At 37.1% G+C, this 24,836-nt stretch carries 22 protein-coding genes; 15 read left to right on the forward strand and 7 right to left on the reverse strand.

Annotated elements, in window-relative coordinates; genetic code table 11:
• Positions 1–216 precede the first annotated feature (216 nt).
• Together JOD29_RS12070 and JOD29_RS12075 are read right to left on the reverse strand one after the other, a co-directional pair.
• Entirely contained in the window at positions 217–810 is a 594-nt protein-coding gene (locus JOD29_RS12070; RefSeq protein ID WP_124765365.1) for a DUF421 domain-containing protein, read from the reverse strand.
• Positions 811–993: 183 nt separating this feature from the next.
• Positions 994–1,725 carry a tryptophan-rich sensory protein gene (locus JOD29_RS12075; RefSeq protein ID WP_205101676.1) on the reverse strand — a complete coding sequence of 244 codons (732 nt, stop codon included), beginning with the start codon at positions 1,723–1,725 and terminating at the stop codon, positions 994–996.
• A gap of 319 nt (positions 1,726–2,044) precedes the next feature.
• On the opposite strand from JOD29_RS12075, the gene JOD29_RS12080 reads away from it, so the two are divergent.
• From JOD29_RS12080 to JOD29_RS12090, 3 genes are all read left to right on the forward strand, one after another.
• Positions 2,045–2,428 carry a VOC family protein gene (locus JOD29_RS12080; protein ID WP_124765316.1) on the forward strand — a complete coding sequence of 128 codons (384 nt, stop codon included), beginning with the start codon at positions 2,045–2,047 and terminating at the stop codon, positions 2,426–2,428.
• 203 nt (positions 2,429–2,631) lie between these two features.
• Positions 2,632–3,252, forward strand: coding sequence for an NAD(P)-dependent oxidoreductase (locus JOD29_RS12085; RefSeq protein WP_124765318.1), 621 nt, complete (start codon positions 2,632–2,634; stop codon positions 3,250–3,252).
• 58 nt (positions 3,253–3,310) lie between these two features.
• The gene (locus tag JOD29_RS12090) at positions 3,311–3,643 is read left to right on the forward strand and encodes a DUF1904 family protein (protein WP_124765320.1); all 333 of its coding nucleotides are present in this window, start codon (positions 3,311–3,313) and stop codon (positions 3,641–3,643) included.
• Between the two features lie 196 nt (positions 3,644–3,839).
• Here JOD29_RS12090 and JOD29_RS12095 read toward each other — a convergent pair whose 3' ends face one another.
• Both JOD29_RS12095 and JOD29_RS12100 read right to left on the reverse strand, forming a co-directional pair.
• A complete protein-coding gene (locus JOD29_RS12095; protein WP_124765322.1) occupies positions 3,840–4,247 on the reverse strand; it encodes a carboxymuconolactone decarboxylase family protein in 408 nt (135 codons plus the stop codon).
• A 100-nt stretch (positions 4,248–4,347) separates the two neighbouring features.
• A complete protein-coding gene (locus JOD29_RS12100) occupies positions 4,348–5,241 on the reverse strand; it encodes a LysR family transcriptional regulator (protein ID WP_124765324.1) in 894 nt (297 codons plus the stop codon).
• Positions 5,242–5,855: 614 nt separating this feature from the next.
• On the opposite strand from JOD29_RS12100, the gene JOD29_RS12105 reads away from it, so the two are divergent.
• Positions 5,856–7,175 carry a GntP family permease gene (locus JOD29_RS12105; protein ID WP_124765326.1) on the forward strand — a complete coding sequence of 440 codons (1,320 nt, stop codon included), beginning with the start codon at positions 5,856–5,858 and terminating at the stop codon, positions 7,173–7,175.
• Between the two features lie 145 nt (positions 7,176–7,320).
• Positions 7,321–8,151 (forward strand): NAD(P)-dependent oxidoreductase, encoded by an 831-nt coding sequence (locus JOD29_RS12110; protein WP_124765328.1) that lies wholly within the window; start codon positions 7,321–7,323, stop codon positions 8,149–8,151.
• Positions 8,152–8,674: 523 nt separating this feature from the next.
• On the opposite strand, the gene JOD29_RS12115 is transcribed toward JOD29_RS12110, so the two are convergent.
• Positions 8,675–10,111 carry an amino acid permease gene (locus JOD29_RS12115; RefSeq protein ID WP_124765330.1) on the reverse strand — a complete coding sequence of 479 codons (1,437 nt, stop codon included), beginning with the start codon at positions 10,109–10,111 and terminating at the stop codon, positions 8,675–8,677.
• Between the two features lie 47 nt (positions 10,112–10,158).
• Positions 10,159–11,061, reverse strand: a complete 903-nt coding sequence (gene rocF, locus JOD29_RS12120; protein ID WP_192894230.1) for an arginase — start codon at positions 11,059–11,061, stop codon at positions 10,159–10,161.
• Between the two features lie 867 nt (positions 11,062–11,928).
• On the opposite strand from rocF, the gene JOD29_RS12125 reads away from it, so the two are divergent.
• On the forward strand, positions 11,929–12,906 hold the full coding sequence (locus JOD29_RS12125) for an NAD(P)H-quinone oxidoreductase (RefSeq protein WP_124765334.1): 978 nt from the start codon (positions 11,929–11,931) through the stop codon (positions 12,904–12,906).
• A gap of 72 nt (positions 12,907–12,978) precedes the next feature.
• Here JOD29_RS12125 and JOD29_RS12130 read toward each other — a convergent pair whose 3' ends face one another.
• Entirely contained in the window at positions 12,979–13,833 is an 855-nt protein-coding gene (locus JOD29_RS12130) for a manganese catalase (protein WP_124765336.1), read from the reverse strand.
• Between the two features lie 381 nt (positions 13,834–14,214).
• On the opposite strand from JOD29_RS12130, the gene JOD29_RS12135 reads away from it, so the two are divergent.
• The 9 genes from JOD29_RS12135 (at position 14,215) to JOD29_RS12175 (ending at position 24,712) form a co-directional block, all read left to right on the forward strand.
• Positions 14,215–14,484 carry a CD3324 family protein gene (locus tag JOD29_RS12135; protein ID WP_124765338.1) on the forward strand — a complete coding sequence of 90 codons (270 nt, stop codon included), beginning with the start codon at positions 14,215–14,217 and terminating at the stop codon, positions 14,482–14,484.
• A gap of 135 nt (positions 14,485–14,619) precedes the next feature.
• Positions 14,620–15,270: a FusB/FusC family EF-G-binding protein gene (locus tag JOD29_RS12140; protein ID WP_124765340.1), complete on the forward strand. Its 651-nt coding sequence runs from the start codon at positions 14,620–14,622 to the stop codon at positions 15,268–15,270.
• Between the two features lie 929 nt (positions 15,271–16,199).
• A complete protein-coding gene (gene ppsA / locus JOD29_RS12145; protein WP_239585696.1) occupies positions 16,200–18,779 on the forward strand; it encodes a phosphoenolpyruvate synthase in 2,580 nt (859 codons plus the stop codon).
• Between the two features lie 391 nt (positions 18,780–19,170).
• Positions 19,171–19,701: a sigma-70 family RNA polymerase sigma factor gene (locus tag JOD29_RS12150; protein ID WP_239585693.1), complete on the forward strand. Its 531-nt coding sequence runs from the start codon at positions 19,171–19,173 to the stop codon at positions 19,699–19,701.
• On the forward strand, positions 19,694–21,067 hold the full coding sequence (locus JOD29_RS12155; RefSeq protein WP_124765344.1) for a DUF4179 domain-containing protein: 1,374 nt from the start codon (positions 19,694–19,696) through the stop codon (positions 21,065–21,067). Before JOD29_RS12150 ends, JOD29_RS12155 begins: the two co-directional genes overlap by 8 nt.
• A 132-nt stretch (positions 21,068–21,199) precedes the next feature.
• On the forward strand, positions 21,200–21,958 hold the full coding sequence (locus JOD29_RS12160) for an SDR family oxidoreductase (RefSeq protein ID WP_124765369.1): 759 nt from the start codon (positions 21,200–21,202) through the stop codon (positions 21,956–21,958).
• A 245-nt stretch (positions 21,959–22,203) separates the two neighbouring features.
• Positions 22,204–22,671 (forward strand): hypothetical protein, encoded by a 468-nt coding sequence (locus tag JOD29_RS12165; protein WP_124765346.1) that lies wholly within the window; start codon positions 22,204–22,206, stop codon positions 22,669–22,671.
• 120 nt (positions 22,672–22,791) lie between these two features.
• Positions 22,792–22,995 carry a small acid-soluble spore protein Tlp gene (locus tag JOD29_RS12170; protein ID WP_124765348.1) on the forward strand — a complete coding sequence of 68 codons (204 nt, stop codon included), beginning with the start codon at positions 22,792–22,794 and terminating at the stop codon, positions 22,993–22,995.
• A gap of 238 nt (positions 22,996–23,233) precedes the next feature.
• Complete coding sequence (locus tag JOD29_RS12175; protein WP_124765350.1) at positions 23,234–24,712, forward strand: aldehyde dehydrogenase family protein; 1,479 nt, start codon at positions 23,234–23,236, stop codon at positions 24,710–24,712.
• The last annotated feature ends 124 nt before the right edge of the window (positions 24,713–24,836 follow it).

Genomic DNA, 24,836 nt, shown 5'->3' on the forward strand with positions numbered 1-24,836 from the left:
CACTTCGATTAGTACTTTAAATTATAGCGTTTATTCCAAATTCTTCTCCTTCATTCTTTGTTTGATTATATTACTGCTATATTTAAAATTCAATATATTATAATAATTGATAGGGACAGGGGGACAGGTTCCTTGTCCCAGTCTTTAAGAGAAGGGCACTAATTTTCACTAAGAAGAAGGCCACCTCCCACTAGTAGCAGGTGGTGACCTCCAAAGCTATTGTAAATGTTTCGGTAAATCATCATCACTATTTTCATTTAACGTTTCAGCGAAAATATTATGTTGAGTTTGGTTATTCGTATTTAAAAGTTGTCCGTTTTGAATGAGCATCATCAGATTTTGAATGTCCTCTTTTGTGGCAGGCTGCTTTTCCGGCTTTAATGTATAGCCTAAGAGTCCGTTAGATTCGAGAGTGGCGTATTGTACATCTTGAATACTCGTAACCCCAACTTGCCGCAATCGTTCTTCTAATTTATCGACGGTCAATCTAAGCTTTTTTAAATTGTTCTCCATTAACGAGCCATTTTGAATAACCGGTACTGCCTTACCAGATATGGTTGTCTCTGCTTTGTCGAATTTTAATTGAATATACTCGGTTAAAATTAAACTTAATACCAATACGCCAGCAGTTACAAAAGTGGTCCCAAGCCCTTTAGTCGTAACGGGTTGGATTAGTAACGTACCAAGGGCAATCATCATCACCGTTTGAGGAATCGTCATTTGAGATATCGTTTTTCTTCCACCGATTCTTAAAAAAATAGTCCCTACAATGAAAATAAGAATTGTTTGCCAAATTAAATTTAAATCCATCATCGATTAAATCCCTTCTTATATTTATAGTTCATTATATTTTGCACTATTTGGTTAAAAGTATAAGTTCTAAAATTCCAGATTTAATTGCACCAAAAAAGCCAATTTTCTCAATCAGAAAATTGGACAGGGACATGGGGGACAGGTACCTTGTCCCAAAAGAATGGGACAGTGTACCTGTCCCTATGGCAATATAGAATACTTGTTTCGATAGAATTGAATTGCTGCCATACCAATTAATACGACCATACCGGCAAGGGAAACGAACTGAAGAATGTCATATTCTCCTTTATAGTTAAGTGATCTAAGAGACAGATAGATTCCAAGGTAAGCCCAAGCTACCGGTAAAGGAAATACAGCATTCTTGTTAGTCGAAAGGATCGTATAGACTAAAGATACCGCGATTATAAGAATGGAGATTGCCCAAATCATATTAGGAATTCCAAAGCCGTTCCATTCTATTTTGACTAACCACGCAGCAATGTTCACTATTGTGGCAATAAAAAGCCAGCCTCCATATAATCCAAATGTTAATGGCAGTAAAAAGCGTTTTCCATCGTGTATCTTCGTAACTCTCTGAAGAATAAGTAACAGTGTGATTAAGAGCAACAAAATAAAGATTACCGAGCTTCCGATTTGAAGGTAAGAAAAACTGATAATCCACGCTATGTTCATCAGGCAAGAAATCCAGAATAGCTCGCTAATTTCATCGACAGCTTTCTGATAGTACGAATCATTTTTCTTTACGATCATCACAATAAGTGAAATGATCAAGAGCGGATAGATAACACTCCAAATACTAAAAGTAATCGGTGCTGGTGTGATTAAAGTAAAGTATCGATCTGAAACCTCTTTTTGTGAATTTCCATTAATTAAGCCAATAGCGCCCATAAAGTTGATAATCAAAGTAATCACCAAAAGTACTGCATTGATGTAGGACTTTTTTGTTCTGTTCATAAGAAACCTCCAACTTTTCTATAGCTTCTGTATAATTACAACTATATGACTCAATTCAATTAATCTTGCATTAATTAATGGGACGTAGGGGACAGGTACCTCGTCCCATTAAATGGGACAGTGTACCTGTCCCCTCTGTCCCTTAAGTTCAATTGGTATTAATAATCGTCAGTAAATGGCATGATAGGTGTAGGGAATGTAAACGTATCGATTCTCTACATGGCCCAAATTGTAGCGGAGCGTCATACACTTCAAATAGAAAAGGAGACAAAACCATATGAAAATCATTGTTACGAGCATATTCGTAAACGACCAAGAAAAGGCACTAAAGTTTTATACTGAAACACTAGGCTTTGCAATAAAACACGATGTACCTGTCGGAGAATTTAGATGGATTGCCCTTGTTTCACCTAATCATCCAGACGGTACCGAGCTGATACTCGAACCAAATAATCATCCAGCTGCCGAGGAATATCAAAAGAGATTATATGAAGATGGCATACCAGTAACGATGTTTGGTGTCGAAGATGTCAACAAAGAGTACGAAAGGTTATTAAAACTAGGAGTGAACTTTGCGGTGGAGCCGAAAGAAGCGGGTGGCGTCACATTAGCAATCTTCGATGATACATGTGGTAACTATCTACAAATTATACAACAATAACTTTGAGCCAATTGAGTACGAAGTGGCTAGCTCTCTAATAGGCAGCACATGTTTTATCATAAATGAAACAAAATCTATTAACCCCTGTCTTAAAAATAGGACAGGGGTTTATTTGTTCTATACAATAGAAATAGATTTTAGTGAATTCATATAGTTCAACGAATTCATACGTTGGCACTTCGATAGAAAGGGGAGAGGTTCTCATGAATATTTTAATTTTAGGGGGAACAGGACGAGTTGGGCGTCACATCGTTTCTTTTGCACTTCAGGACAAGCATCAGGTGACTGCGCTAGTTCGCACGCCAGAAAAGCTTCAAATAAAACATGAAAACTTAACGATTCTTCAAGGAAATGTTTTAAATAAAGAGGAGATTGCTCGTGCAATGCGCGGAATGGATGTGGTGATTAGTGCACTCAATACCGATGGAGGAAATACTCTATCAGAAAGTATGCCACTTATAATCGAAGCGATGGGAAACGAAGGAATTAAAAGAATCATTACAGTAGGGACTGCCGGAATTCTCCAAAGTCGAGTGAGCCCAGATATTTTGCGTTATCAATCAAGTGAATCGAAACGTAAAATCACCCGTGCCGCCGAAGAACATCATAAAGTCTATAATCTGCTTCAACAATCAAACCTCGAATGGACGATTGTCTGTCCTACGTATTTGCCAGATGGGGAAAGAGAAGGAAACTATCGTATCGAACGTAATTTCTTACCGGAGAATGGGGTTAAAATTTCTGTGCCAGATACAGCAGAATTTACATTAAGCCAAATAACAAATAACGATTTTATTAGAACGCGTGTAGGAATCGCCTACTAATAAAAGGTACAATTAATAGAAAGCTAAAAAATATTGAACCATCATGGAGGGAATGTAAATGCCACATTTAGTAGTTCGAGGAATTTCAATTGAAGAAATGAAAAGAATCAGCAAGCCATTAGTAAGGGAACTCGCAGAAATTTGTGAATGCGGGACAGATAATTTTACGTTCGAAGTGCCCCATTCCACATTTGTATTTGACGGAGAAGAGATCCCTTCCTTTCCGCTAATAGAAGTAAAGTGGTTTGAACGTGGGCGAGAAACTCGCGATCGCTTCGCAAAATCAGTTACCGAACATATTCTGTCAACTGGAGTGGAAGAAGTAGAGGTCGTATTTATTCCATTCTCAGAGCCTAATTATTATATTAATGGCAAAAGGATAGTGGATTAAAACGAGCGCTTCGCTTTGTAAGAAAGACCTTCTCCTCTGATAAAACTACATTATCAAAATAGGTCATTATAAAAAAATAACTCGAAAACGTTCTGTGACTAAGATAGCCGCAGCGTTTTCGAATTCATTTATAATAGATATGGTTTACCATAATTGCCCCTATTATGACGGCTAGTCATTCTACTCTGCATTTTTTTTAATCGTTAATTGTAACATTTCGCTGAGCAAATACTTGTTTAACGACACCAAGAGCGTTTAAAACACGCGGGAACCCTGCATAGGGAAGCATGTGCACAATTGCACCAACAACTTGCTTTGGAGTTAAGCCAATATTAAGTCCGTTGTTGATATGCAATTCCAATTGTGGCTCTGTACCTAAAGTTGTAAGACCCGAAAGTGTTGCGATCGTACGTTCTTTATCCGTTAACCCTTCACGTGAATAAATATCTCCAAAACCAAATGAAACAATAAGATCTTCTAAATCTGGTGCAAGGCTTCTATAGGCTTCTCGAAGTTGTTGTACAGATGAAATTTCATCATTTCCTTCTAAAGAATATTTTTTTATAATATCTAATCCTCTTTGATAACGATCTACTTCTGCCATTATTTTTATTCCTCCTAAAAACTATTTGTTTTGTCGGAAATAAATATAACGCTATAAGGATTATTCGTAAAATACATATATACTATTATATATATTCGTATTATTCATAATTAGGAGGCGTTATGTTTGAGATATATTGGATAAATTCACGAACTGCTGGTGAAGCGTATTTCTTTTTCTTTGATATAAATCCTAAATTCCAAGGAAAAGTTGGATTCACAATTTGAATCGCCTTGATAAACTTGTGATCGACTATATTTGCAATGGGCTTTGGGAAAATGGAAATTCCCAAGTTCTCGTTAATCATTCCTCTAATCATGTCCCACTGGGAACTCTCGTAAGCAATTTCCGGACGAAAACCAGCTCTTAGGCATTCTTGAATAATGATGTCATGAATAGCAAAACTTTTATTAAATAAAATAAATGATTCATTTTCTAATTCTTTTATTTCCACTTGATCCCTCTGCGCTAATGGATGAGAAGTGTGGACGAATAGCGACAGTTCATCAGTAACAAAGGGAACAATATCAAATTCCTTCTCATCCACCGGTAGCATGACCACGCCAAGATCTAATGTTCCTTCTTTAACATCTTGTATAACCTTTCTTGAATCATCTTCGGAAATTTTAATTTTAATATCAGGGTACAGGTTATTGAAACCTTTAATAATTTTTGGGAAAAATAAAAACCCAATGATTGGCGGTATACCGATTTTAATTTTTCCTTTTTTTAAGTTCATTAAATCATATAGGTGGGTCGATAAATCATTTAACGATTCCATTATAATTTCTCCTTCAGCAAAAACGATTTCACCTGCTTCGGTTAATTCAATTTGCTTTGCGGAGCGGTCAATCAGTTCTACATTTAACTCTTCTTCCAAACCTTTCACTACTTTACTAATTGTAGATTGTGACAAGTGTAGGGATTGAGAAGCTTTCGTAAAACTCTTATATTTGGCTACTTCAATAAAGTAAGTAAGGTGATGTATATCCATAAATTTAATCTCCAATCTATGAAAAATATAGATATCTTGTGTTTGCTTCATTCATTTTAATCATTCTACTTTTAGATGTACAACCATCTACTTTCAAAAGAGTCATTTTATTAATCATTAATTTTAGTTTATGACTTCTTTACTTTAAAATATGAAAAAAAGGAATACATACTATGAATAATATATATTTTACGAATATATGAACTTTGCGTTATAGTAGCTTTGTTAAACAAATCACAATCCCAAAGGATTAACACGAAGGAGAGATAAAGCGCTACCAAATAGTGTTAAATGTCGAGAAAGAGTAGAAATTTACAATTGGAGGAAATTTCGAACAGTTTTAAATTGAAAGAGGAGTTAGGAAAGATGTTGGTGAATAACTCTGAACTCTGACTTTGGCGATTCTAATGGGAATCCAAACTAAATAGTTTCGAGTTAAAAACATTGAATAACTTAAGCGAAAAATTCAATGGTACCTCGAATTAGAGATTTACTGATTTGTAATACTCAATTTCAAAGTATATTCCTATAAGTAAGGAATTGCTTGGAAAAGGTATGTATTCAGGGTAACAATTTATATCCAGAAACAACTAGAGAATAAGAGGTGAAAAGAAGTGGATATATTAGGTATTTTGGGGATTCTGTTAGGGATTCTGACAGTCATCCTATTTATAGTTAAAAAGTTTAATATTATCGTTGCTGCACCAATTGCCACAATCGTCGTGTTGTTATTTAACGATGTTGACATATTAGCGACTGTATTCGGTAAAGAAAGTTCGTACATGACATACCTTGCAGGGTTTGTTGCATCGAACTTTGCAATCTTCTTATTAGGATCAATATTAGCGAAATATATGGATATGGGTGGCGCGACGGTTTCGATTGCCAACAAGATTCTGTCGATTGTAGGGACGAAAAATCCATATAACGCGTTGGTAGCATTATTTATTATCTCTGCAGTTTTAACTTACGGTGGTATTAACGTATTCGTTATTATTTTTGCCTTAGTACCAATGGCAAGACCTATTTTCCAACAATTAAATATCTCTTGGAAATTAGTAATCATTCCAATTTTCGGTGGTACATCAACATTTACAATGACGATGTTACCAGGTGCTCCATCGATGCATAACATTGTACCATCAAATGCGTTAGGTACTTCACTAACAGCTGGAGCATTAATCGGTATCGTTACAACGATTGCTGCTATTATTTTCATCTTAGTATTTATGAAAATAGTGTTAAACCGCAGCCTAAGTAAAAATGAAGTGTTTGAATCACGATTTGCAGAAATTGAAACAGGCAAGGAAGAGAACCGTGAACTTCCAGGATTCTTTATCAGTTTCTTACCAATCTTAGTTTTATTAGCAACCATCTTAATCTTTACAGATGTACCTTATATCATCTATATTGCGTTAATTCTTGCCATTGTTTTAAGTGCAATTTTCTTCCGCAAACAAATTAAAGATCAAAAAGAATTGCTTAGTCTAGGTGCTAATGAATCAGTTGGTTCAACAATTACAACTGGTAGTACAATCGCATTTGGTAGTATCGCGACTGGTGTACCAGCGTTCAAGGGTATATTCTCATTAATTCAATCGATCCCTGGACCACCAGTTCTTTCATTAATGGTAGGTACTGGTTTAATCGGTGGTATTACAGCATCTGCTGTAGGGGCGATCGGTATTTCGATTGCAAACTTTGTACCGTACTATTTAGAACTAGGCTTGGACCCAGAAACAATTCACCGTGCAGTTGCAATCGGTTCGGTTTCACTTTCAATTGTTCCTTATTCAGGATTCTTATTAATCTTCAACAAAATCACAGGTTTAACAATGAAAGAATCATTCAGAAATGGTTTCATCGCTGTCTGTGTAACGCACTGGGTTGCAATGGCAATTGTCGTAATTATGGCAGTAATGGGCTTAGCATAATTTAAATGTCTTATAAGTAATTGGCATCAAAACTTCCATTAGGACAGTTTTTATGTATAAAGAGTATTGCTCCATTCATAGTGATGGATTTGTTTCCGTAGATAAGTAATCGCAAATAGATTTATAAAAATTGGAGGAATTAGAAATGGCTAAAAAAATCGGATTTATCGGACTAGGAACAATGGGATTCCCAATGGCAGCAAACCTTAAAAAGGCAGGATTTGAAGTAATTGGTTTCGACGCTTGGAAAGGTGTTTATGAAAAAGCAGAAGCTGCAGGATTTACAATGGTAAATACTGTGAAAGAAGTGGCAGAACTAGCTGACGAAGCAGTAATCTCAATGGTTCGTGACTATGCACAAAACGTAGACGTTATTTTTGGTGAAAACGGTATTCTATCTGCAGAAAACACTGCTGGTAAAACTGTAATCGTGATGAGTACACTTTCTCCTGATGCAATGAATGAATTAGGCGCTAGAGTAGAATCTGAAAGTGGATTAAAATTAATCAGTGCTGCAGTTTCTGGTGGTGCTTCAGGTGCTCAAGCCGGTACTTTATCCATCATGACTTCAGGTGCTGAAGAAATCGTTAAAGGTTTTGCTCCTTACTTCGATGCTATGGGTTCAAACACATTCTACTATGGTGCTGAAGCAGGTAACAGCCAAGTGGCTAAATTAGTAAACAACATGATTTTAGGTATCAATATGAACGCTCTTGCAGAAGGTTTAAAATTAGGTGCTCATTACGGATTACCACAAGATGAAATTATTAAATTATTACAAGTAAGTACAGGCGATAGCTGGGTAGCACGAAACTGGTCAGATGTTTCTGAGTGGACTGCAGATACAGCATTAGCAGTATTACAAAAAGACTTAAAAGCTACTTATGAAGAAAGCATTAAACACAATTTAGAAATGCCATTTAACGCAATTTCTTCAATTCAATTATTCCATTCAATGGGTAAAGAAAGAAAATAAAATAACCACTTAAATTAAAAAGGAAAGTGTTCTGTGTTATGCAGAGTACTTTCCTTTTTTTATGTAGTGACACACTATCTATTTATACGATAAAAGCACTTGCCACCTTTATATATAGAAGAACTTGCTAAAAATTAATTCTATCAATTAATTCTGATTAAGAGTCCGGTAAGAGCGGTCTAAGCACACAAGCCGCAAAGCCATGTTGAAACATGGCTTTTCGACTTGTCTATGTGCTTTGTGTAAGGACCGCTCACTTAAAATTTGTCCTTCTAAACTTTCTGGAAACTTTGCGCGGCTTACAGTGGTAGGCCGCGGTTTCTGGAATGTGGCTAACGCTAATTAATTTCAAATTGTAAAGCATGAGAACCCTATCGTTAAAATAATATTCAGAACTTAAGAAATCCTTAATACAACAGTAAACCCCTACGCCCATTCATAAAAGAAGGGGGTAGGGGTTTTATACTATTTGAGTGGGGGGCTATAAAAAATATTTTATAAACTCAAATAGATACTACAAAAATTAAAAGACCATTTTTTTATCGGATACTAATTGGATTTCTTGTTCCTCTATATCCGGCTGCTGTTTTTTCTTTACCTTGAAATGATAAACGCCGTAGCAACCGATAAAGAACGCGCCACCACAATAAAGTGCTATTCGCTGCGTTGGATCGAATGCTAAACTGCCCATTACAATACAGTTTGCTAATAATGCGACCATCGGAAGGAACGGATAAAGTGGGGCTTTGAATTTTAGATCTTCCACTTTTCCACCTTCACGGATAAATCTTCTTCTAAATGCAAGATGTGAAGCTGTAATGGCAATCCATCCAATTTGTGCTCCTAAACCTGCAAGGGAAATTAACCAAAGGAATACCGTTTCTGCAGCGATTACACTTGAAAGTAGGGATAAGCCAGCAATTGCAAAAGTAATAAGCAGAGCATTCATAGGTACGCCTCGTTTATTCACTTTACCTAGTTTAGGGCTTGCCATTCCTTGTTGAGAAAGCGAGTAAAGCATTCGTGTCGCTGCATAAATTCCAGAATTGGCCACCGATAATAGTGCTGTCAGAATTACGAAATTCATCAAATCAGCAGCGTAAGGAATTCCTATATTTTCTAAAACGACAACAAATGGACTTTCCACAACTCCTGCTTGATTCATTGGAATCAGCCCGGCAAGTATGAAAACAGATAAAACAAAGAAGAAAAGTGTACGCCAAACGGTTTGCTTAATCGACTTAGGAATTGTCTTTTCTGGATTTTCACTTTCTCCAGCAGCAATCCCAATTAATTCTGTACCTTGAAAAGAAAAATTAACCGTAATCATCGTGATCAGCAGTGCTGTTACGCCATTCGGGAAGAGACCTTCAGCAAAATAATTAGAGAACAGAGGGGCATTCTGTTCATTGTTCATGTCAATAAGCCCGAACATAGCAGAGCCACCAAGTACGATAAAGATCAGTATGGCTAACACTTTAATGCTTGAAAACAAAAACTCTGATTCTGCAAATGCCCTAGTGGATAAGGCATTTAATAGAAAGAGTGAAGAAGCAAAAATCAAACACCACATCCAAATAGGTGAGGTAGGAAACCATCTTTGCATAAGCTGACCTGCAGCCAAAAACTCAAGGGCAACCGTTACTGCCCATCCTAACCAATAAAGCCAACCGACAGAAAAACCAATGGCCGGACTAATAAACTTCGTTGTGTATACTTGGAATGAACCAGAGACAGGCATGGCGACAGAGAGTTCACCAAGACATAGCATCGTTAAATACATAATCAGTCCACCTACTAAGTAGGAGAGAATAGCGCCAGTTGGTCCAGCTTGCTGAATCGTATAACCTGAGCCTAGGAAGAACCCTGTACCGATACAACCTCCAAGTGAAATCATAAACAAATGTCTTGCTTTCATACTACGCTTTAATTCGTGTGATTGGTTCTCCAATGCTCCCATTTTGCAACACCCCTTTTAGCTTATATTTTAAGATCGCTTTACTGTTATTAAAGTAATGTGTCTCCTAATAATGAGCTCATTAGGGCAACCGCAACATCCGCTGTTTTATTTTTTTCGTCTAATATTGGGTTAATCTCTACGAATTCCGCAGATGTAATAATGTTGGATTCAGATAGCATCTCCATAGCTAAATGGCTTTCGCGGTAACTAAGACCTCCTGCAACAGGCGTACCTACTCCCGGTGCTGCCTCTGGATCTAAGCCATCTAGGTCAAGCGATAAGTGTACACCATCTGTACGTTCCTTTAAATAACTAATCGTTTCTTCCATAACTTTTGTCATACCAAGTCGGTCAACTTCATGCATCGTATAGACTTTAATGCCTTTTTCTTTAATTAGTATTCTTTCTCCCTCGTCTAAAGAGCGAGCTCCGATGATGACAATGTTCTCAGGTTTAACTTTTGGACAATACCCGCCGATATTTGTTAGGGTAGGGTGCCCGATTCCTAAGCTCACCGCTAATGGCATCCCATGGATATTTCCAGATGGTGAAGTTTCCGCCGTATTTAAATCACCGTGCGCATCATACCAGATGACTCCTAGGTTCTTGTAATGTTTCGATACACCAGCTAATGTTCCAATCGCAATACTATGATCTCCACCTAAAACTAAAGGAAATCGATTAGAACGAATGGCTTCATCTACTTTTTGGCCTAGCTTTTCATTGCCATCTGCAACCGCTTTCAAGTTTTTCAAATTACTTTCTGTATCGGATTGTGCTCTTTCTTTAATCTCAACTCGAATATCACCTTCGTCATGAACTACATAGTTAAGGGATTCAAGTCTTTCGCTCACACCTGCATAACGGATAGCGCTTGGTCCCATGTCCACGCCTCTTCTAGTTTGCCCAAGGTCCATTGGTACCCCGATAATTGAAATTTCTTTTCGCATCATTTGAATATCCCCTTTGAATTTTCAAAATTTTCTCCCCTAGTATAAAGTCAAAGTAAGTGATGAATCAACTCGATAAAAATTTGCATATTAATACATTTTCTGTTTATTTCGTTAGGATAAAATGAAACATTAGGATGTTCATAGATGCTGATATATAAGGAATATTAGGAGATTTCTTTGAGTGTTTCATTGTATTTCACTTGGTTTTTTGTATACAAAATAGAATGAATATTTTATTGATAATTTTTACCATCAATTTCATTTATTGAGATATATTTTATGTGGGAAATTCACATCCTGTCACTTTAATGAAATAATTTTAAGATTGTATTTTATTTATTTTGTATGTGAAATTTTAGTAGGAGAAAATGGATTTAATGGTTGATAAATATGGAATTGAGGATGTTTAAGACTAGTTACAATTCAAAGTATTGATTCGCAATTTATTTTATATTCAAAAAATAAAAATGAAGAAAATGCCCACTTGAAAATAGGATGAATAATCGTTTATAAAAAATTTATAATTTTTTTATTTTTTATGTAAACTGGGGAAAAATGGTTGTATTTTTGCTCGTTAAAACGGGATTTGTATAGGATAATGCATAAAATCCTGTATATGAAATTGGGATTAAAGTGGAGTTTTGTTACTTGGGATTCTCCGTTGCTGCTAACACGCTTTTTTGATTAGACCTTTTTAATCGTGAATGGAAGTGAGCCTTTCTAAAACACGGGGATTAATACATACAATACGTAATGGAGCTTGTGTATTTTCAATCGCTTCAACCTTTTATGACACAACTAATAAATAATCATACCTCAAAGAGCAAAAAAGGAAAAACAATTTCCAAAGAAGGAGGTTTATAAATGAAAGCGATTAAGGTAAAACAACCAGGTGGCGCCGACCAATTGCAAGTGGTGGACTATGAAAAACCAACTCCAAAAGATGGAGAATTATTAATCAAAGTAATGGCGGCGGCTGTGAATCGTACGGATATCGTCAATAGACAAAAAAGTTCGGGGTACTTGAAAAATCCTATTTTAGGTGTTGAAGTGGCTGGGATTGTTGAAAGTGCTGGGGCAGGTACAAAAACATCAGTTGGCACACGGGTGATGGGACTTGTCAATGGCGGCGGTTATGCAGAATACGTCGTGATGCCGGATGATCGAGCGATCGAAATACCAGAAAACCTTTCATTTGAAGAAGCAGCAGCCATTCCGGAAGTATTTTTGACTGCGTATCAAACACTATTTTGGATTGGTCAATTACAGGCTGGTGAAACCGTGTTAATTCATGCTGGTGGAAGTGGCGTTGGAACTGCAGCAATTCAGCTTGCCAAACAATTAGGTCAAGCCAAGGTCATTACAACAGCTGGCTCCAATGAGAAATTGGAAGTTTGCCGTTCATTAGGAGCGGATGTTTGTATTAACTATAAGGAACAAAACTTTGACGAGGAAGTGTTGAAGGAGACAAACAATCAAGGGGTGGACTTGATTCTTGATTTTGTCGGTTCATCCTATTGGGATAAAAATTACGCTAGTATCAAAGTAGATGGCCGCTGGGTGCTGATTGGAATTTTAGGTGGGGCCGTAATAGAAAAGTTAAATTTAATGGATCTTATGTTAAAACGAATCCAACTAACAGGAACACTGCTCACTCCAAGAAGTGATGAATACAAAGCGGAACTGACAACTGATTTTTTCTCTAAAACAAAGGAACTTTTCCGTCATAACAAGCTTCGACCGATTATTGATTGTGTATATCCGCTTAATCAAATTCAACAAGCCCATGAACATATGGAGAGTAACCGAAATATTGGGAAGATCGTTTTGAAGGTAGATTAAAGGGAAAACCCATCATTTTGTTTGGCCGAATGATGGGTTTTTGCTTTAGAAGGAATCCTTGCTAAGAAGGAATTAACAAATATTAGGGGGAAGCATATCCCCTTTAATGACAGATGGTAATGTATCGTGTATATAAGGAGGGGCAGGTTTTAAGACCGGTTTTTTGGCTAGTGGGAGAGGTTTTTGGACATATTGGAAATCACCTTCGCCATCCATGCTTGGTCCACTTGCCCATCTACCTGTAGCGCTTTCTTCACCTCGAGAGAAATTAAATAAAACATGGGATACCTCACGCTTTTCTAGCTCGCGTGGGAATGTGCTTGGCACGACCACGTTTTCTTTTTCCTCTAACTCTTTAATCGCTGCAATCCATTGATTTTGATGCATTGTATCCCTTGCGATTAACCATGCAAGCATATCTTTAACGCCACGGTCTGTAGTGGCTTCGTATAGTCGAACAGCTTGTAATCTACCTTGAGATTCAGCATTTAAATTTGCTCTGAAGTCAGCAAGTAAGTTACCACTTGCAATGATATAATCGGCTGTCCAACGATTGCCAACACTATCTGCAGGTAATGCCCCAAGTCCTGACACGATCGCATGCTGAGGATTCATCCCACCAAGTATTGCACCAATAATTGGGTCTTTTGCTGCAACCTCTAAGTCACCAACAGGGGCACCTTCTAACAATCTAGCAATCATCGTAGCAAGCATTTCGATATGGGCTAATTCTTCAGTTCCTGTATCCATTAACAAATCTTTATATTTACCGTTTCCACGGACACTCCAGCCTTGGAACAAATATTGTAGAGCAACGGAAATTTCCCCGAATTGACCACCTAACACTTCTTGTAATTGTTTAGCGAATAGTGGATCGGGTCTTTCCGGTTTTGCTTGATATTGCAACTCTTTAATATGATAAAACAAAATTTCACACCTTTACTTTAGTATTCCGAATTATAGTATGTAGTGTATACAAAATGGGTGCCTGTCCTTTGTGATGCGCTTCACATAAAATTGCAAAGGTTTGGGTCTGCCTGTACTATTCTATTTCAAAAATTTAACATAAAATAATCAGGTCGAGATGATTTCAACTAAGCTTTAATTTAGATATAATTCAATTAAAGGGGGTGCTTACAGTTGGATAATCATTCAAGACTATCCGGTACTTCTTCCACTCATGCAAAGCCTATTATTAGAGAGGCGATACTTTGCATGGGGCGAAACGGGAAACTTTATCGCTAAACAAGCTTTTCTAATATATGGCTTTGCACCTTATTTATTTAAATCAAATAAGGAGCGAGCAAAATGAAATATATCAATGCAAACAAGGTTTTACCTGAAAAGCTATTAGAAGAAATCCAAAAGTATGTCCAAGGGGCAACGCTTTACATTCCCAAGCCGGAAACGGATTATATGAAATGGGGAACCTCAAGTGGTGGGAGAGGGATACTTGACCGTCGCAATGACAAGATTAGAAATGATTTTAAAAGCGGCAGTAGTATCCAACAACTAGCCGAGGAATATTTCCTTTCAACTGAAACCATTAAGAAAATTGTCTATTCGCATAAAAAGTAAGCGAACAGCACTGGTGGAGCTTTTTATCAGTGCTGTTTTTATGTAAAAAACATTTATAAATCATTTTATCCAATTCTTTTGTTTGCTGTGTTGATTACAATAAGGGTAAGAGCAAAAATGATTGGAGAAATATGTATGATCGAAAAATTTATTAAAAACGAGCAGTTCAATTTTATTAATAAACAAATTGCTTTAATAAAGGATTGTATCAGAAAGAATGTTCCCCCAAATGTTTTAGCAGCTTCAATCGACTTAGCGAATGCGAAAATATTCGATCTTTTTCCAGAAGCGTCAGCGGAACAACAAAAACTATTCGATCTATCCAAATTGAAATCAGATAAAGAGTATGACCAATATATCCAACATCTATCGAACTATTTACGACCATTTCCTAACATCACGGAGCAACAACTAAAGAAAATCTTTCCGAAACATAAAAAACTCAAACTGCCTGATTTATCGAATATTGACCTTAGTCAGATCACTTATTTAAGCTGGAAAGACTCCAGATATAATAAAAAATTTATTGTATATGAGCTAGAAGGAAAAATGGTCGGCATTGAGTGTGAAATGGCAGCAACGAGTAAAAAAAATATTTGTTCCTTCTGTAACAGCATGAACGAAGTTGCCTATTTTTCTACGGTAACAAAAGCGAAAAAAACCAATAACCCGGACTATTACAAGTCAATCGGCAATCTTATTTGCATCGACAGCAGTGAATGTAATAAAAAAATAACAGATGTGGAGTATTTAACAAACGTATTAAAAGAATCGCTTGGGATATAACCGTAAGCGTGTGAGAGTGACGAAGGAGTATGAAGGGGTTGCTCGACTAACGAAAAGGTAAGCTAGGAGAAGATTCTCTTAGCTTTTTTATTTTAGGGTTATAAAATATAACAAGCAACAAATCTATTTAACGGAAAAATATTCCCTTATTTCGAAAATGATCCTGAAAATAGTTTAAATAGCGGAAGAAAATTCCCTTATTGACCTGAAAAACACGGAAATAGCGGCATTTTATTAAGTATAACGGAAAAATGTTCCCTTATATCACCTGAAAAAAGGGCTGCTACTATAATTAACGGAAAAATATTCCCCTATTTCGAAAATGATCCTGAAAATAGTTTAAATAGAGGAAGAAAATTCCCTTATTGACCTGAAAAACACGGAAATAGCGGCATTTTATTAAGCATAACGGAAAAATGTTCCCTTATATCACCTGAAAAAAGACCTGATTCTATAATTAACGGAAAAATATTCCCCTATTTCGAAAATGATCCTGAAAATAGTTTAAATAGAGGAAGAAAATTCCCTTATTGACCTGAAAAACACGGAAATAGCGGCATTTTATTAAGTATAACGGAAAAATGTTCCCTTATATCACCTGAAAAAAGGGCTGCTACTATAATTAACGGAAAAATATTCCCTTAATTAGAAAATACCCCTGAAAATAAGCAAAATAGCGGAGGAAGTTTCCCTTACATTACCCAGAATCAACCTCGATCCCGTATCTAACAGGGAAATTCCCTCTATAACCTAAATAACGCAAAAATAGGGCACAAATCAATCCTTGTGCACCTCTCCCTATATTAATTATAGCATATAAAAAATCTTCATTATAGACTGTTAGTTCTCGTGTACGACTGCTAAAATCATAGAACATTATAGGTTAGGGGAGATGTAGAGTGAGTTCATTCGTTGTCAGTTTTCAAGAAATGGATCAAACGCAGACTTTGCTTGTTGGCGGAAAAGGAATCAATCTAGGAGAATTATCAAAAATCCAAGGAATCCATGTCCCAGAAGGATTTTGTGTAACGACCGTGGGATTCCAAAAAGCCCTCGAACAAAACGAAACCTTTCAAACGTTATTGGACGGACTCGCACTGCTAAAAGTAGAGGATCAATACCGGATTGCTGAAATTAGCAACAAGATACGACAAGTCATTTTAGAAGTTGAACTTCCTTCTGAACTAGTGACAGCAGTTGCTCATGAACTCTCTCAGTTTGGCGAAGAACATGCTTATGCCGTGCGTTCTAGTGCCACAGCTGAAGATTTACCGCATGCCTCGTTTGCTGGTCAACAAGACACCTATTTAAATATCATCGGAAAAGAAGCCATCTTGAAGCATATCAGCAAATGTTGGGCTTCCTTGTTTACAGACCGCGCTGTCATTTATCGAATTCAAAACGGTTTTGACCATCGTGAGGTTCAGTTAGCTGTAATCGTTCAACGAATGGTTTTCCCGCAAGCTTCAGGGATTTTGTTTACGGCTGATCCCATTACTTCAAACCGGAAGTTACTCTCCATTGATGCGAGCTTTGGACTTGGAGAAGCCTTGGTTTCAGGCTTAGTATCTGCCGATTGCTATAAAGTGCAAGAAGAGGAAATCGTCGACAAGATGATCGCTACTAAAAAATTGGCAATCTACGGGCTAAAAGAAGGCGGGACAGAAACAAAGGAAATCGCTTCGAATCTACAAAAAAACCAAACACTTACGGACGAACAAATCTTACAGCTAGCTAGTATTGGAAGACAAATTGAAGCATACTTTGGTCGCCCGCAAGATATCGAATGGTGTTTAGTGAATGATACATTTTACATTGTCCAAAGTCGACCGATCACGACTCTTTTCCCAATACCGGAAGCAGGGGATGGGGAAAATCACGTCTATATATCGGTTGGTCATCAACAGATGATGACAGATGCGATGAAACCATTAGGATTATCCTTTTTCCTATTAACGACTCCTGCACCTATGCGTAAGGCGGGTGGAAGGCTGTTTGTCGATGTGACGCAACATCTTTCATCACCTGTAACTAGAGAAATGTTGTTAAAAACTATGGGGCAACACGATCCGCTCATGAAAGACGCACTTATGACTGTTATTGATCGTGGTGATTTTATCAAATTGCTTCCTGCTGATGAGGAAAAGCCGAGCACGCCCCAAAAGGTTCCGGCATCTTTAGGGGGACCGGTTCAGATTGAAACCAATCCGGATATCGTTACTGAGTTGATTCAGAATAGCGAAAAATCCATTGAAGATTTAAAACAGAACATCGAAACAAAATCTGGAACGGATTTATTTGATTTTATCCTAGAAGATCTCCAAGAACTAAAAAAGATTTTATTTAACCCTAAAAGTTCCAGTGTGATCATGGCTACTATGGGGGCTTCCACATGGATTAATGACAAAATCTATGAGTGGTTAGGTGAGAAAAACGTGGCAGACATCCTTTCTCAATCTGTTCCAAACAATATTACGTCGGAAATGGGGTTAGCCCTTTTGGATGTCGCCGATGTGATTCGTCCTTATCCGGAAGTAATCGAATATTTAGAGCATGTAAAAGAAGAAAATTTTTTAGATCAACTCGGGCAGTTTGGTGGTGGAAGGGAAACGCAAAAAGCTATTATTGCTTTTCTCAATAAATATGGAATGCGATGTAGCGGTGAAATTGATATGACAAAAACCCGTTGGAGCGAAAAGCCAACGACACTCATTCCTGTCATTTTGGGGAATATCAAAAACTTTGAACCGAATGCGGGTAAACTGAAATTTGAACAAGGGCGCACGAAAGCATTAGAAAAAGAACAAGAAATATTATTGCGGTTAAAGCAATTGCCAGATGGTGAACAAAAAGCAAAAGAAACAAAAGAGCGAATCGATATCATTCGGAATTTCAGCGGTTATCGCGAATATCCGAAATACGGCATGATTCATCGTTACTTCATATATAAACAGGCTTTACTAAAAGAAGCCCACAGATTAGTTCAAGTGGGTGTCTTACAGGATCTGGAAGATATCTATTATTTCACTTTTGAAGAACTTCATGAAGTCGCACGTACTAAAAAGTTAGATCATCAAATCCTTCGCAAACGAAAAGACGAGTTCAAATTATATGAGAAACTAACTACTCCACGTGTCATCACGTCTGATGGGGAAATCCTTACAGGTGTGTACAAACGAGAGCATCTCCCAGCCGAAGCGATTGTAGGTCTACCTGTTTCTTCTGGTGTAATCGAGGGACGCGCACGGGTTATTTCAAAACTAGAAGAAGCTAATCTAGAAGATGGAGATATTTTAGTCACTGCCTTTACTGACCCTAGTTGGACACCATTGTTTGTCTCCATAAAAGGCCTCGTCACTGAAGTAGGTGGGCTCATGACGCATGGAGCAGTAATCGCACGAGAATATGGTTTACCAGCTGTGGTTGGGGTTGAAAATGCAACTAACTTAATAAAAGATGGACAGCGAATTCGTGTGCATGGAACAGAAGGATATATTGAAATATTGTAAATGCCATGCTTAGAAAAAGTTGCTCAGTGGGCGACGTTAGTTAGAGACAATGAATTAGAAGAAGCCGGAGCAATCGTGGACGAGTTAGAGAATTCATAAGAATCAGCGGCCTGCAATCACGATTGCTAATATGCGCCAATTGCTCTTGATAAATACAATAAATAAAATAATAATCAAAAGCTAGGAGATCTTTCTCTTAGCTTTTTTATTTTGGCATTTTTGGCTTTGCACTAAACTGCGCCTCTCTACGCTCTTGCCAGAAATTTATTAAAAGCTTTATTAGCACATAATTCATCCAAAAGTAAAGTTTTGTAAAAATATTTAAATTCTTGTGAACCAAGTGGACAATAAATTGCTCTAATAAATGTCAAAAGAAAAGGAGGACTAGAGTTTGAATGATGAACGATTAGTAAGACGTGCGCAACAAGGGGACAAAGATGCGTTTGTCCAGCTCATCAAAAGCATGGAAGCGTCGCTTTATAAAGTATCGAAAGCGATTCTTATATCGGATTCCGAATGTTTAGATGCCGTACAAGAAACGATTTTAAATGCCTATACAAATATCTCTCAACTTCGCGAACCAAAATACTTTAAAACATGGATTACGAGAATTCTAATTAACGAATGCAATAAAATCCGCAAAGTTCAAACGAGAATTGTCCAAATGGATGATTATCTTGAACCTACTACTGTAAGTGAACAGACAGATGCGATTGTTGATGTGCAATCAGCCATTAATTGTCTAGAACCTGACCTTCGCACAGTCATTACTTTATATTATTATGAGGATCTTTCCATTAAGGAAATTGCGACGATTTTAGATATTGCAAGTGGAACGGTGAAATCACGTTTAAATAGAGCAAGAACGAAATTGGGCGGTCTTTTAAATAACCATGCAGAGGGGAGATTAATTCATGAATAAAAAAGTGGAAGAACAACTTCGTGCCTGGGGAAAAAACAAGGAACAGGTGCCAGACTTCTTTTCAAAAGGAATTGATGATGTATTAAATAATCTACCCGAAACAGCTACTCCGACAAACGAACGTATGGTGCGAACGAAGCCTAAAAAGAAACGCTTAGTCGCAAAGTCACTTGTTGCTGCTGCAGTCATTAGCTTTGGTGTCATTGGTTCAGGTTTTATCTCCCCAACGATGGCGCAAATGCTGAAAGAAGTGCCAATCATTGGTTCAATTTTTAGTAATTCCGAGGATCGTTCATTAACAATCATCGATGAACAAGACCTAGCTTCTACATTAAATCAGACGGTAACAGATCAAGGAATCACCCTTACGATAACGGAAACTTACTTTGGTGGTGGTCGTTTAGTCATTGCTTATACGATTGAATCAGAAGAAGTTGAGCTAGAGCGTGTTGTAAAAGGAAGAGGAGTACCTCTACATTACAATGCTCTAATAGATGGTGAGCAATTTAGCCACTCGACAACGTTTGAACAAAGTGTAGATGAAGGTGTCGCCAAAGGAATTATTGACATGAGTATTGGGTTGGAATCTGAGTTATCAGAGAAACCTGTGCTAGATCTTAAAGTGAAGGAAATTGCTGGCGTAACTGGCTCGTGGAACTTTACCTTACCGATTGATTTGGAGAAGACGAAAGCAGCTACAAAGACTTTCTCTCCGATGACTTCCGCTACATGGGAAGATGCAGCCTTCGTAGTGGAAAAGGTTGAATTCACACCGGTGCAATCACAAATTATTATCGATCGTACAGTACCAAAAGATGATATTTTTGACTATGGATTCTCGGTCTATGATGAAAACGGCACATCGCTCGGTTTCCATGGCGGCTCTGGTAGTTCGGTCATTGACGTAGGAAACGGATTAGTGAACTTTAAGGATACAATCCTACTACAAGGGCGTGAAGAGGTTCCTACTGGGTTGATGATTGAAGTATATAACAATCATGGAGGACCTTATGAATCCTCGAAAGTAAAAGAAGTCAACATCCCATTAACGGAATCGGAACTCCCATATACCCTCAACTATCCAGATGGTAGCAAGTTAATTGTCACAGGTGTTGAACAGTTAGAAGATGAAACGGTCGTTTATTACGATATTGAAGGAAAGCTAAATTTACAAAATGCCTTCTTAATGTTAGAGATTGAAAACGGCGAAAGACTCCCACCAATCATGCTAGAAGCAAAACGCACGAACTTACAGAAATTATCCTTTAGTCAATCGTTCGATCAATCAGAAGGCCCCATTTCACTATTCACTACAATTGATGCAAATGAGGTGGATACATTTGTCTTTGAAGTAAAGTTGGATTAAAAGGTGAAAGTGAAAAGCGCGGCAACACATGAATATTTTATATCCCATTTGGAAAGTATTTTGAAAGTTATGATGAAAGTACTAAATAGACAAAATTAGATTAGTTATATGTAAAGAAGAGAGTGGGATATGATGAAACTAACAGGGAATACAGTACTGATTACAGGTGGAGCTGCAGGAATTGGCTTTGCATTCGCCAAGAGATTTATTAAAGCGGGAAATAAAGTGATTGTCTGCGGCAGACGAGAAACAAAGCTTCAGGAGGCAAAGGATCAATACCCTAAACTAATTACTAGAGTTTGTGATGTGACGAAAGAAGCTGATCGAATCGCATTGTTCGATTGGGTAACAAACGAGCATCCTGATGTGAATGTGATTGTCAATAATGCTGGCATACAGCAGCGCTACCATGTCCTGAAGGCGAATGCAAAAGAAGATTGGAGTTATTATAGTAATGAAATAGCTTCCAATGTCGAGGCGCCATTTCACTTTTCCATGTTATTTGCGCGGTACTTTGCAACAAAAGATTATGCAGCAATCCTAAATTTATCTTCCGGTTTAGCGTTTACCCCAATGGCCATTGCACCGATTTATTCTGCTACGAAAGCAGCGGTTCATTCATTTACTATGAGTTTACGTCATCAACTCGAAGATACGAACATTGAGGTAGTCGAAATTGCACCGCCTGCAGTAAATACCGATTTAGGGGGAGCAGGCCTTCATACTTTCGGCACCCCGGTCGATGAATTTGCTGATGCTATATTTAAAGGACTTGAAGAAGGTAAAACAGAAATTGGTTACGCACGTGCAGCATCTGCTATGAGAATGTCACGAGACGAAATTGACGAGTCCGTTAAAACGATGTACGCCAATATGAAAAATACGATTTGATGATTGTAATGAGAGCTGTCCCTTTAGTGGATGGCTCTTTATTTTTTTAAATCAATTCACCCTGTGAAGTATGATTTTTGGCCTCATTATGCGCGGCAAAGAGTAAAAAGTTCTTAGTTTATGAGCAACATTCAGTAGACTAGTTGAACTTCCTAGGAAGAAAAATTCGAAATATAAGAATAATGGTTAGTTTTTAGGAAATAATCTTCCTTTGATAATAAACTAAGCCGGGGAGGTATTATTTCTTGTTTAAAGATACCATCATAAAAAAAATCGTAGAAATTGTATGGCCTGTATGTAAAAAGATATTTACTCTATTTGCTAAAGAAATAATTGAATTTATTTTTGTTACAATAAAAAATGAATTTCGTAAGTATCAAAGTAAACAAACTAAGGAAAAAGAAGAACAAGTTCAAGATAATATTAGAAAAGCACAAGAAACAGATGATATTGATGAAAAAAATAAACTACATGAACAAAATGAACAATTAAAAAGGGATATACAGAATTTAAAGGAATATATGAAGGATTTAGAAAGCATTCTCAAAAACGTTCAAGAAAAAACATCCAAAAATATTCAAGATAAAGTCGAAAAAACCAATGTTAAAGATTTAATTGAAGGAAATGAAAATGATGAAAAGTTAAATATAAAAGAAAAAGAATCCTATCTCCACTTAGATCAAACTGATACTGAAGGGGATAAAAAAGTCTAATTAAAGTAACTTAGGATTTTATATGTTTTTACACGTGCTTTATGATGCAATCCTCAAAGTATAATATCCGCCAAGAAAAGCAAACTATACTGAAACCAAATTGTATAGGAGGCTTTTGAAATGGCAAAACAAAATCCATCAAAACCCAATGTGACAAAAGATTATGTCCCTAAAGAAGATATGATTAAAAATATTAAAGATAATATGCGTGTAGCTGAGGTTAGTAAGGAATTTGCAGGGCCTGAAGAACTTGAACATCTTGAAGAAAAAAATCAACGTCGTATTCACGAAATTGAACGCCTTCAAAATAAACCTTTAAGTTAGTTTGTTCAGTTGATATACAAGCATTCACATATTTGCAAGGACGGTTGCCTCTAGCGCCGTCCTTTTTTGTTAAAACTTCTTAGGTAGATTCACACCCTGTTTCTCTAGTTGTTCTTCTGTTCATTCTAATAAAGCTTTCAATTGAACTTTCGTCGTTTGATTTGATTTCGATTATGAAGAATATTCTACTACCCTCAATAGCATACTGAATTTGGTTAAAAAACTTGGAGGGATAACAATGACTACAGAACCAATTACAATACATTCAATTATAAATGGTGAAAAAATTGAAACAGAGAATAAATTACCTCGTGAAAACCCAACGCATCCGGATCAAATTGTTGGTTATGCTCCTATTAATAGTAAAGAAGAAACAATCCAAGCCATCGATGCGGCGTATGAAGCATTTAAAAGTTGGGCATGGAGTGATGTAGATGATCGCATTGCTAGAATGAAAAAGGCAATTCAAAAAATTAAAGACTCTACAGAAGAGATTGCTGAATTATTATCTCGTGAACATGGGAAGGCGCTATATGATGCTCATGGAGAAATAGCTGTTTCTTTAATGTGGATGGAATTTGCTTGTGATCATGTAAAAAATGTTGTGGCTCCTGAAGAAAAAGAACATGATAATGGTCGAACAATTATTACCCACGATCCAATTGGTGTGGTTTCTGCCATTACGCCTTGGAACTATCCCATTTCATTATCTACTATTAAGATAGCACCGGCATTATTAACAGGAAATACGATGGTGTTAAAACCAAGTCCATTTGCTCCTCTTGCTGTAAGTCGTGTATGTGAAATCATTTCGGATGAATTCCCTCCTGGTGTATTAAACCTTGTACATGGGGAAGCCGAAGTTGGGGTAGAACTTACTTCTAATGAAAAGGTAGCGAAAATTGCCTTTACTGGTGGTACAAAAACGGCGAAGAGCATTATGAAAGCCGCTTCAGAAACCATTAAAAAAATGACCCTCGAACTAGGTGGGAATGATGCCGCTATCGTACTGGAGGATTTCGATGTCAATGATGAGCGTGCACTACGCAGAATGGTGATTTCGAACTTCTTAACAGCTGGTCAGATATGTATGATTGCAAAACGTGTCTATGTACATCGTTCCATTTATGATGCCTTCGTTGAAAAATATATTGAAGCAGCAAATAAATGGATTCGTGTAGGTGACCCATTCCATCCTGAAGTAACAGTAGGACCTGTCAATAATCAAAACCAAGTAAAATATGTCCAAAGCTTAGTCAGTGAAGCTGAGAAGAAGGGTGCAAAAATCGTTAAACTTGGAACAATCCTAAATCCTGAACTTATGGATAATGGCTACTTCCTTCAACCAACCCTTGTTTTAGGTGCTGATTATCATGACCCAATCGTCGTTGAGGAACAATTCGGACCAACTGTACCAATTCTGCCGTTTGATGATGAGGAGCAAGTTATTAAATTGCATAATGAAAGTATTTACGGTTTAACAAGTTCGGTATGGGGAGAAGTTGAGCATGCTATTCGTGTCGCTCGTCGTATAGAAGCAGGTACAACAATGATTAATACGGCAGCGATTCAAGGATTGGATGTACGTTTTCCGTTTGGCGGCGTGAAACAATCAGGGGTAGGGCGAGAATATGGTGAAGAAGGATTAAAATCATATACGGAAACTCATGTCATCAACATACCGAAAAACTTAGAATTACCCTATATTCCAGAGTAAAAATAAAAAAAGATATGCAAAGGCATATCTTTCAGACTGTAGACAAACTCGAAATTTCGAGTTTGCCTACAGTCTTTTTTCTTTTAAAATAAAAGTAATAGTTTTTGAAATAGAGTTAGTTGAT

Origin of the sequence: Lysinibacillus composti (assembly GCF_016908465.1) — a bacterium.
Taxonomy (GTDB): Bacteria; Bacillota; Bacilli; order Bacillales_A; family Planococcaceae; genus Ureibacillus; species Ureibacillus composti_A.

Bases quoted from the DNA above. Each gene is read 5' to 3' on its own strand.
- JOD29_RS12070 (WP_124765365.1), bottom strand. From the start codon at position 810: ATGGATTTAAATTTAATTTGGCAAACAATTCTTATTTTCATTGTAGGG.
- JOD29_RS12080 (WP_124765316.1), top strand. From the start codon at position 2,045: ATGAAAATCATTGTTACGAGCATATTCGTAAACGACCAAGAAAAGGCA.
- JOD29_RS12085 (WP_124765318.1), top strand. From the start codon at position 2,632: ATGAATATTTTAATTTTAGGGGGAACAGGACGAGTTGGGCGTCACATC.
- JOD29_RS12090 (WP_124765320.1), top strand. From the start codon at position 3,311: ATGCCACATTTAGTAGTTCGAGGAATTTCAATTGAAGAAATGAAAAGA.
- JOD29_RS12095 (WP_124765322.1), bottom strand. From the start codon at position 4,247: ATGGCAGAAGTAGATCGTTATCAAAGAGGATTAGATATTATAAAAAAA.
- JOD29_RS12100 (WP_124765324.1), bottom strand. From the start codon at position 5,241: ATGGATATACATCACCTTACTTACTTTATTGAAGTAGCCAAATATAAG.
- JOD29_RS12110 (WP_124765328.1), top strand. From the start codon at position 7,321: ATGGCTAAAAAAATCGGATTTATCGGACTAGGAACAATGGGATTCCCA.
- JOD29_RS12115 (WP_124765330.1), bottom strand. From the start codon at position 10,111: ATGGGAGCATTGGAGAACCAATCACACGAATTAAAGCGTAGTATGAAA.
- rocF (WP_192894230.1), bottom strand. From the start codon at position 11,061: ATGCGAAAAGAAATTTCAATTATCGGGGTACCAATGGACCTTGGGCAA.
- JOD29_RS12125 (WP_124765334.1), top strand. From the start codon at position 11,929: ATGAAAGCGATTAAGGTAAAACAACCAGGTGGCGCCGACCAATTGCAA.
- JOD29_RS12135 (WP_124765338.1), top strand. From the start codon at position 14,215: ATGAAATATATCAATGCAAACAAGGTTTTACCTGAAAAGCTATTAGAA.
- JOD29_RS12140 (WP_124765340.1), top strand. From the start codon at position 14,620: ATGATCGAAAAATTTATTAAAAACGAGCAGTTCAATTTTATTAATAAA.
- ppsA (WP_239585696.1), top strand. From the start codon at position 16,200: ATGGATCAAACGCAGACTTTGCTTGTTGGCGGAAAAGGAATCAATCTA.
- JOD29_RS12155 (WP_124765344.1), top strand. From the start codon at position 19,694: ATGAATAAAAAAGTGGAAGAACAACTTCGTGCCTGGGGAAAAAACAAG.
- JOD29_RS12160 (WP_124765369.1), top strand. From the start codon at position 21,200: ATGAAACTAACAGGGAATACAGTACTGATTACAGGTGGAGCTGCAGGA.
- JOD29_RS12170 (WP_124765348.1), top strand. From the start codon at position 22,792: ATGGCAAAACAAAATCCATCAAAACCCAATGTGACAAAAGATTATGTC.
- JOD29_RS12175 (WP_124765350.1), top strand. From the start codon at position 23,234: ATGACTACAGAACCAATTACAATACATTCAATTATAAATGGTGAAAAA.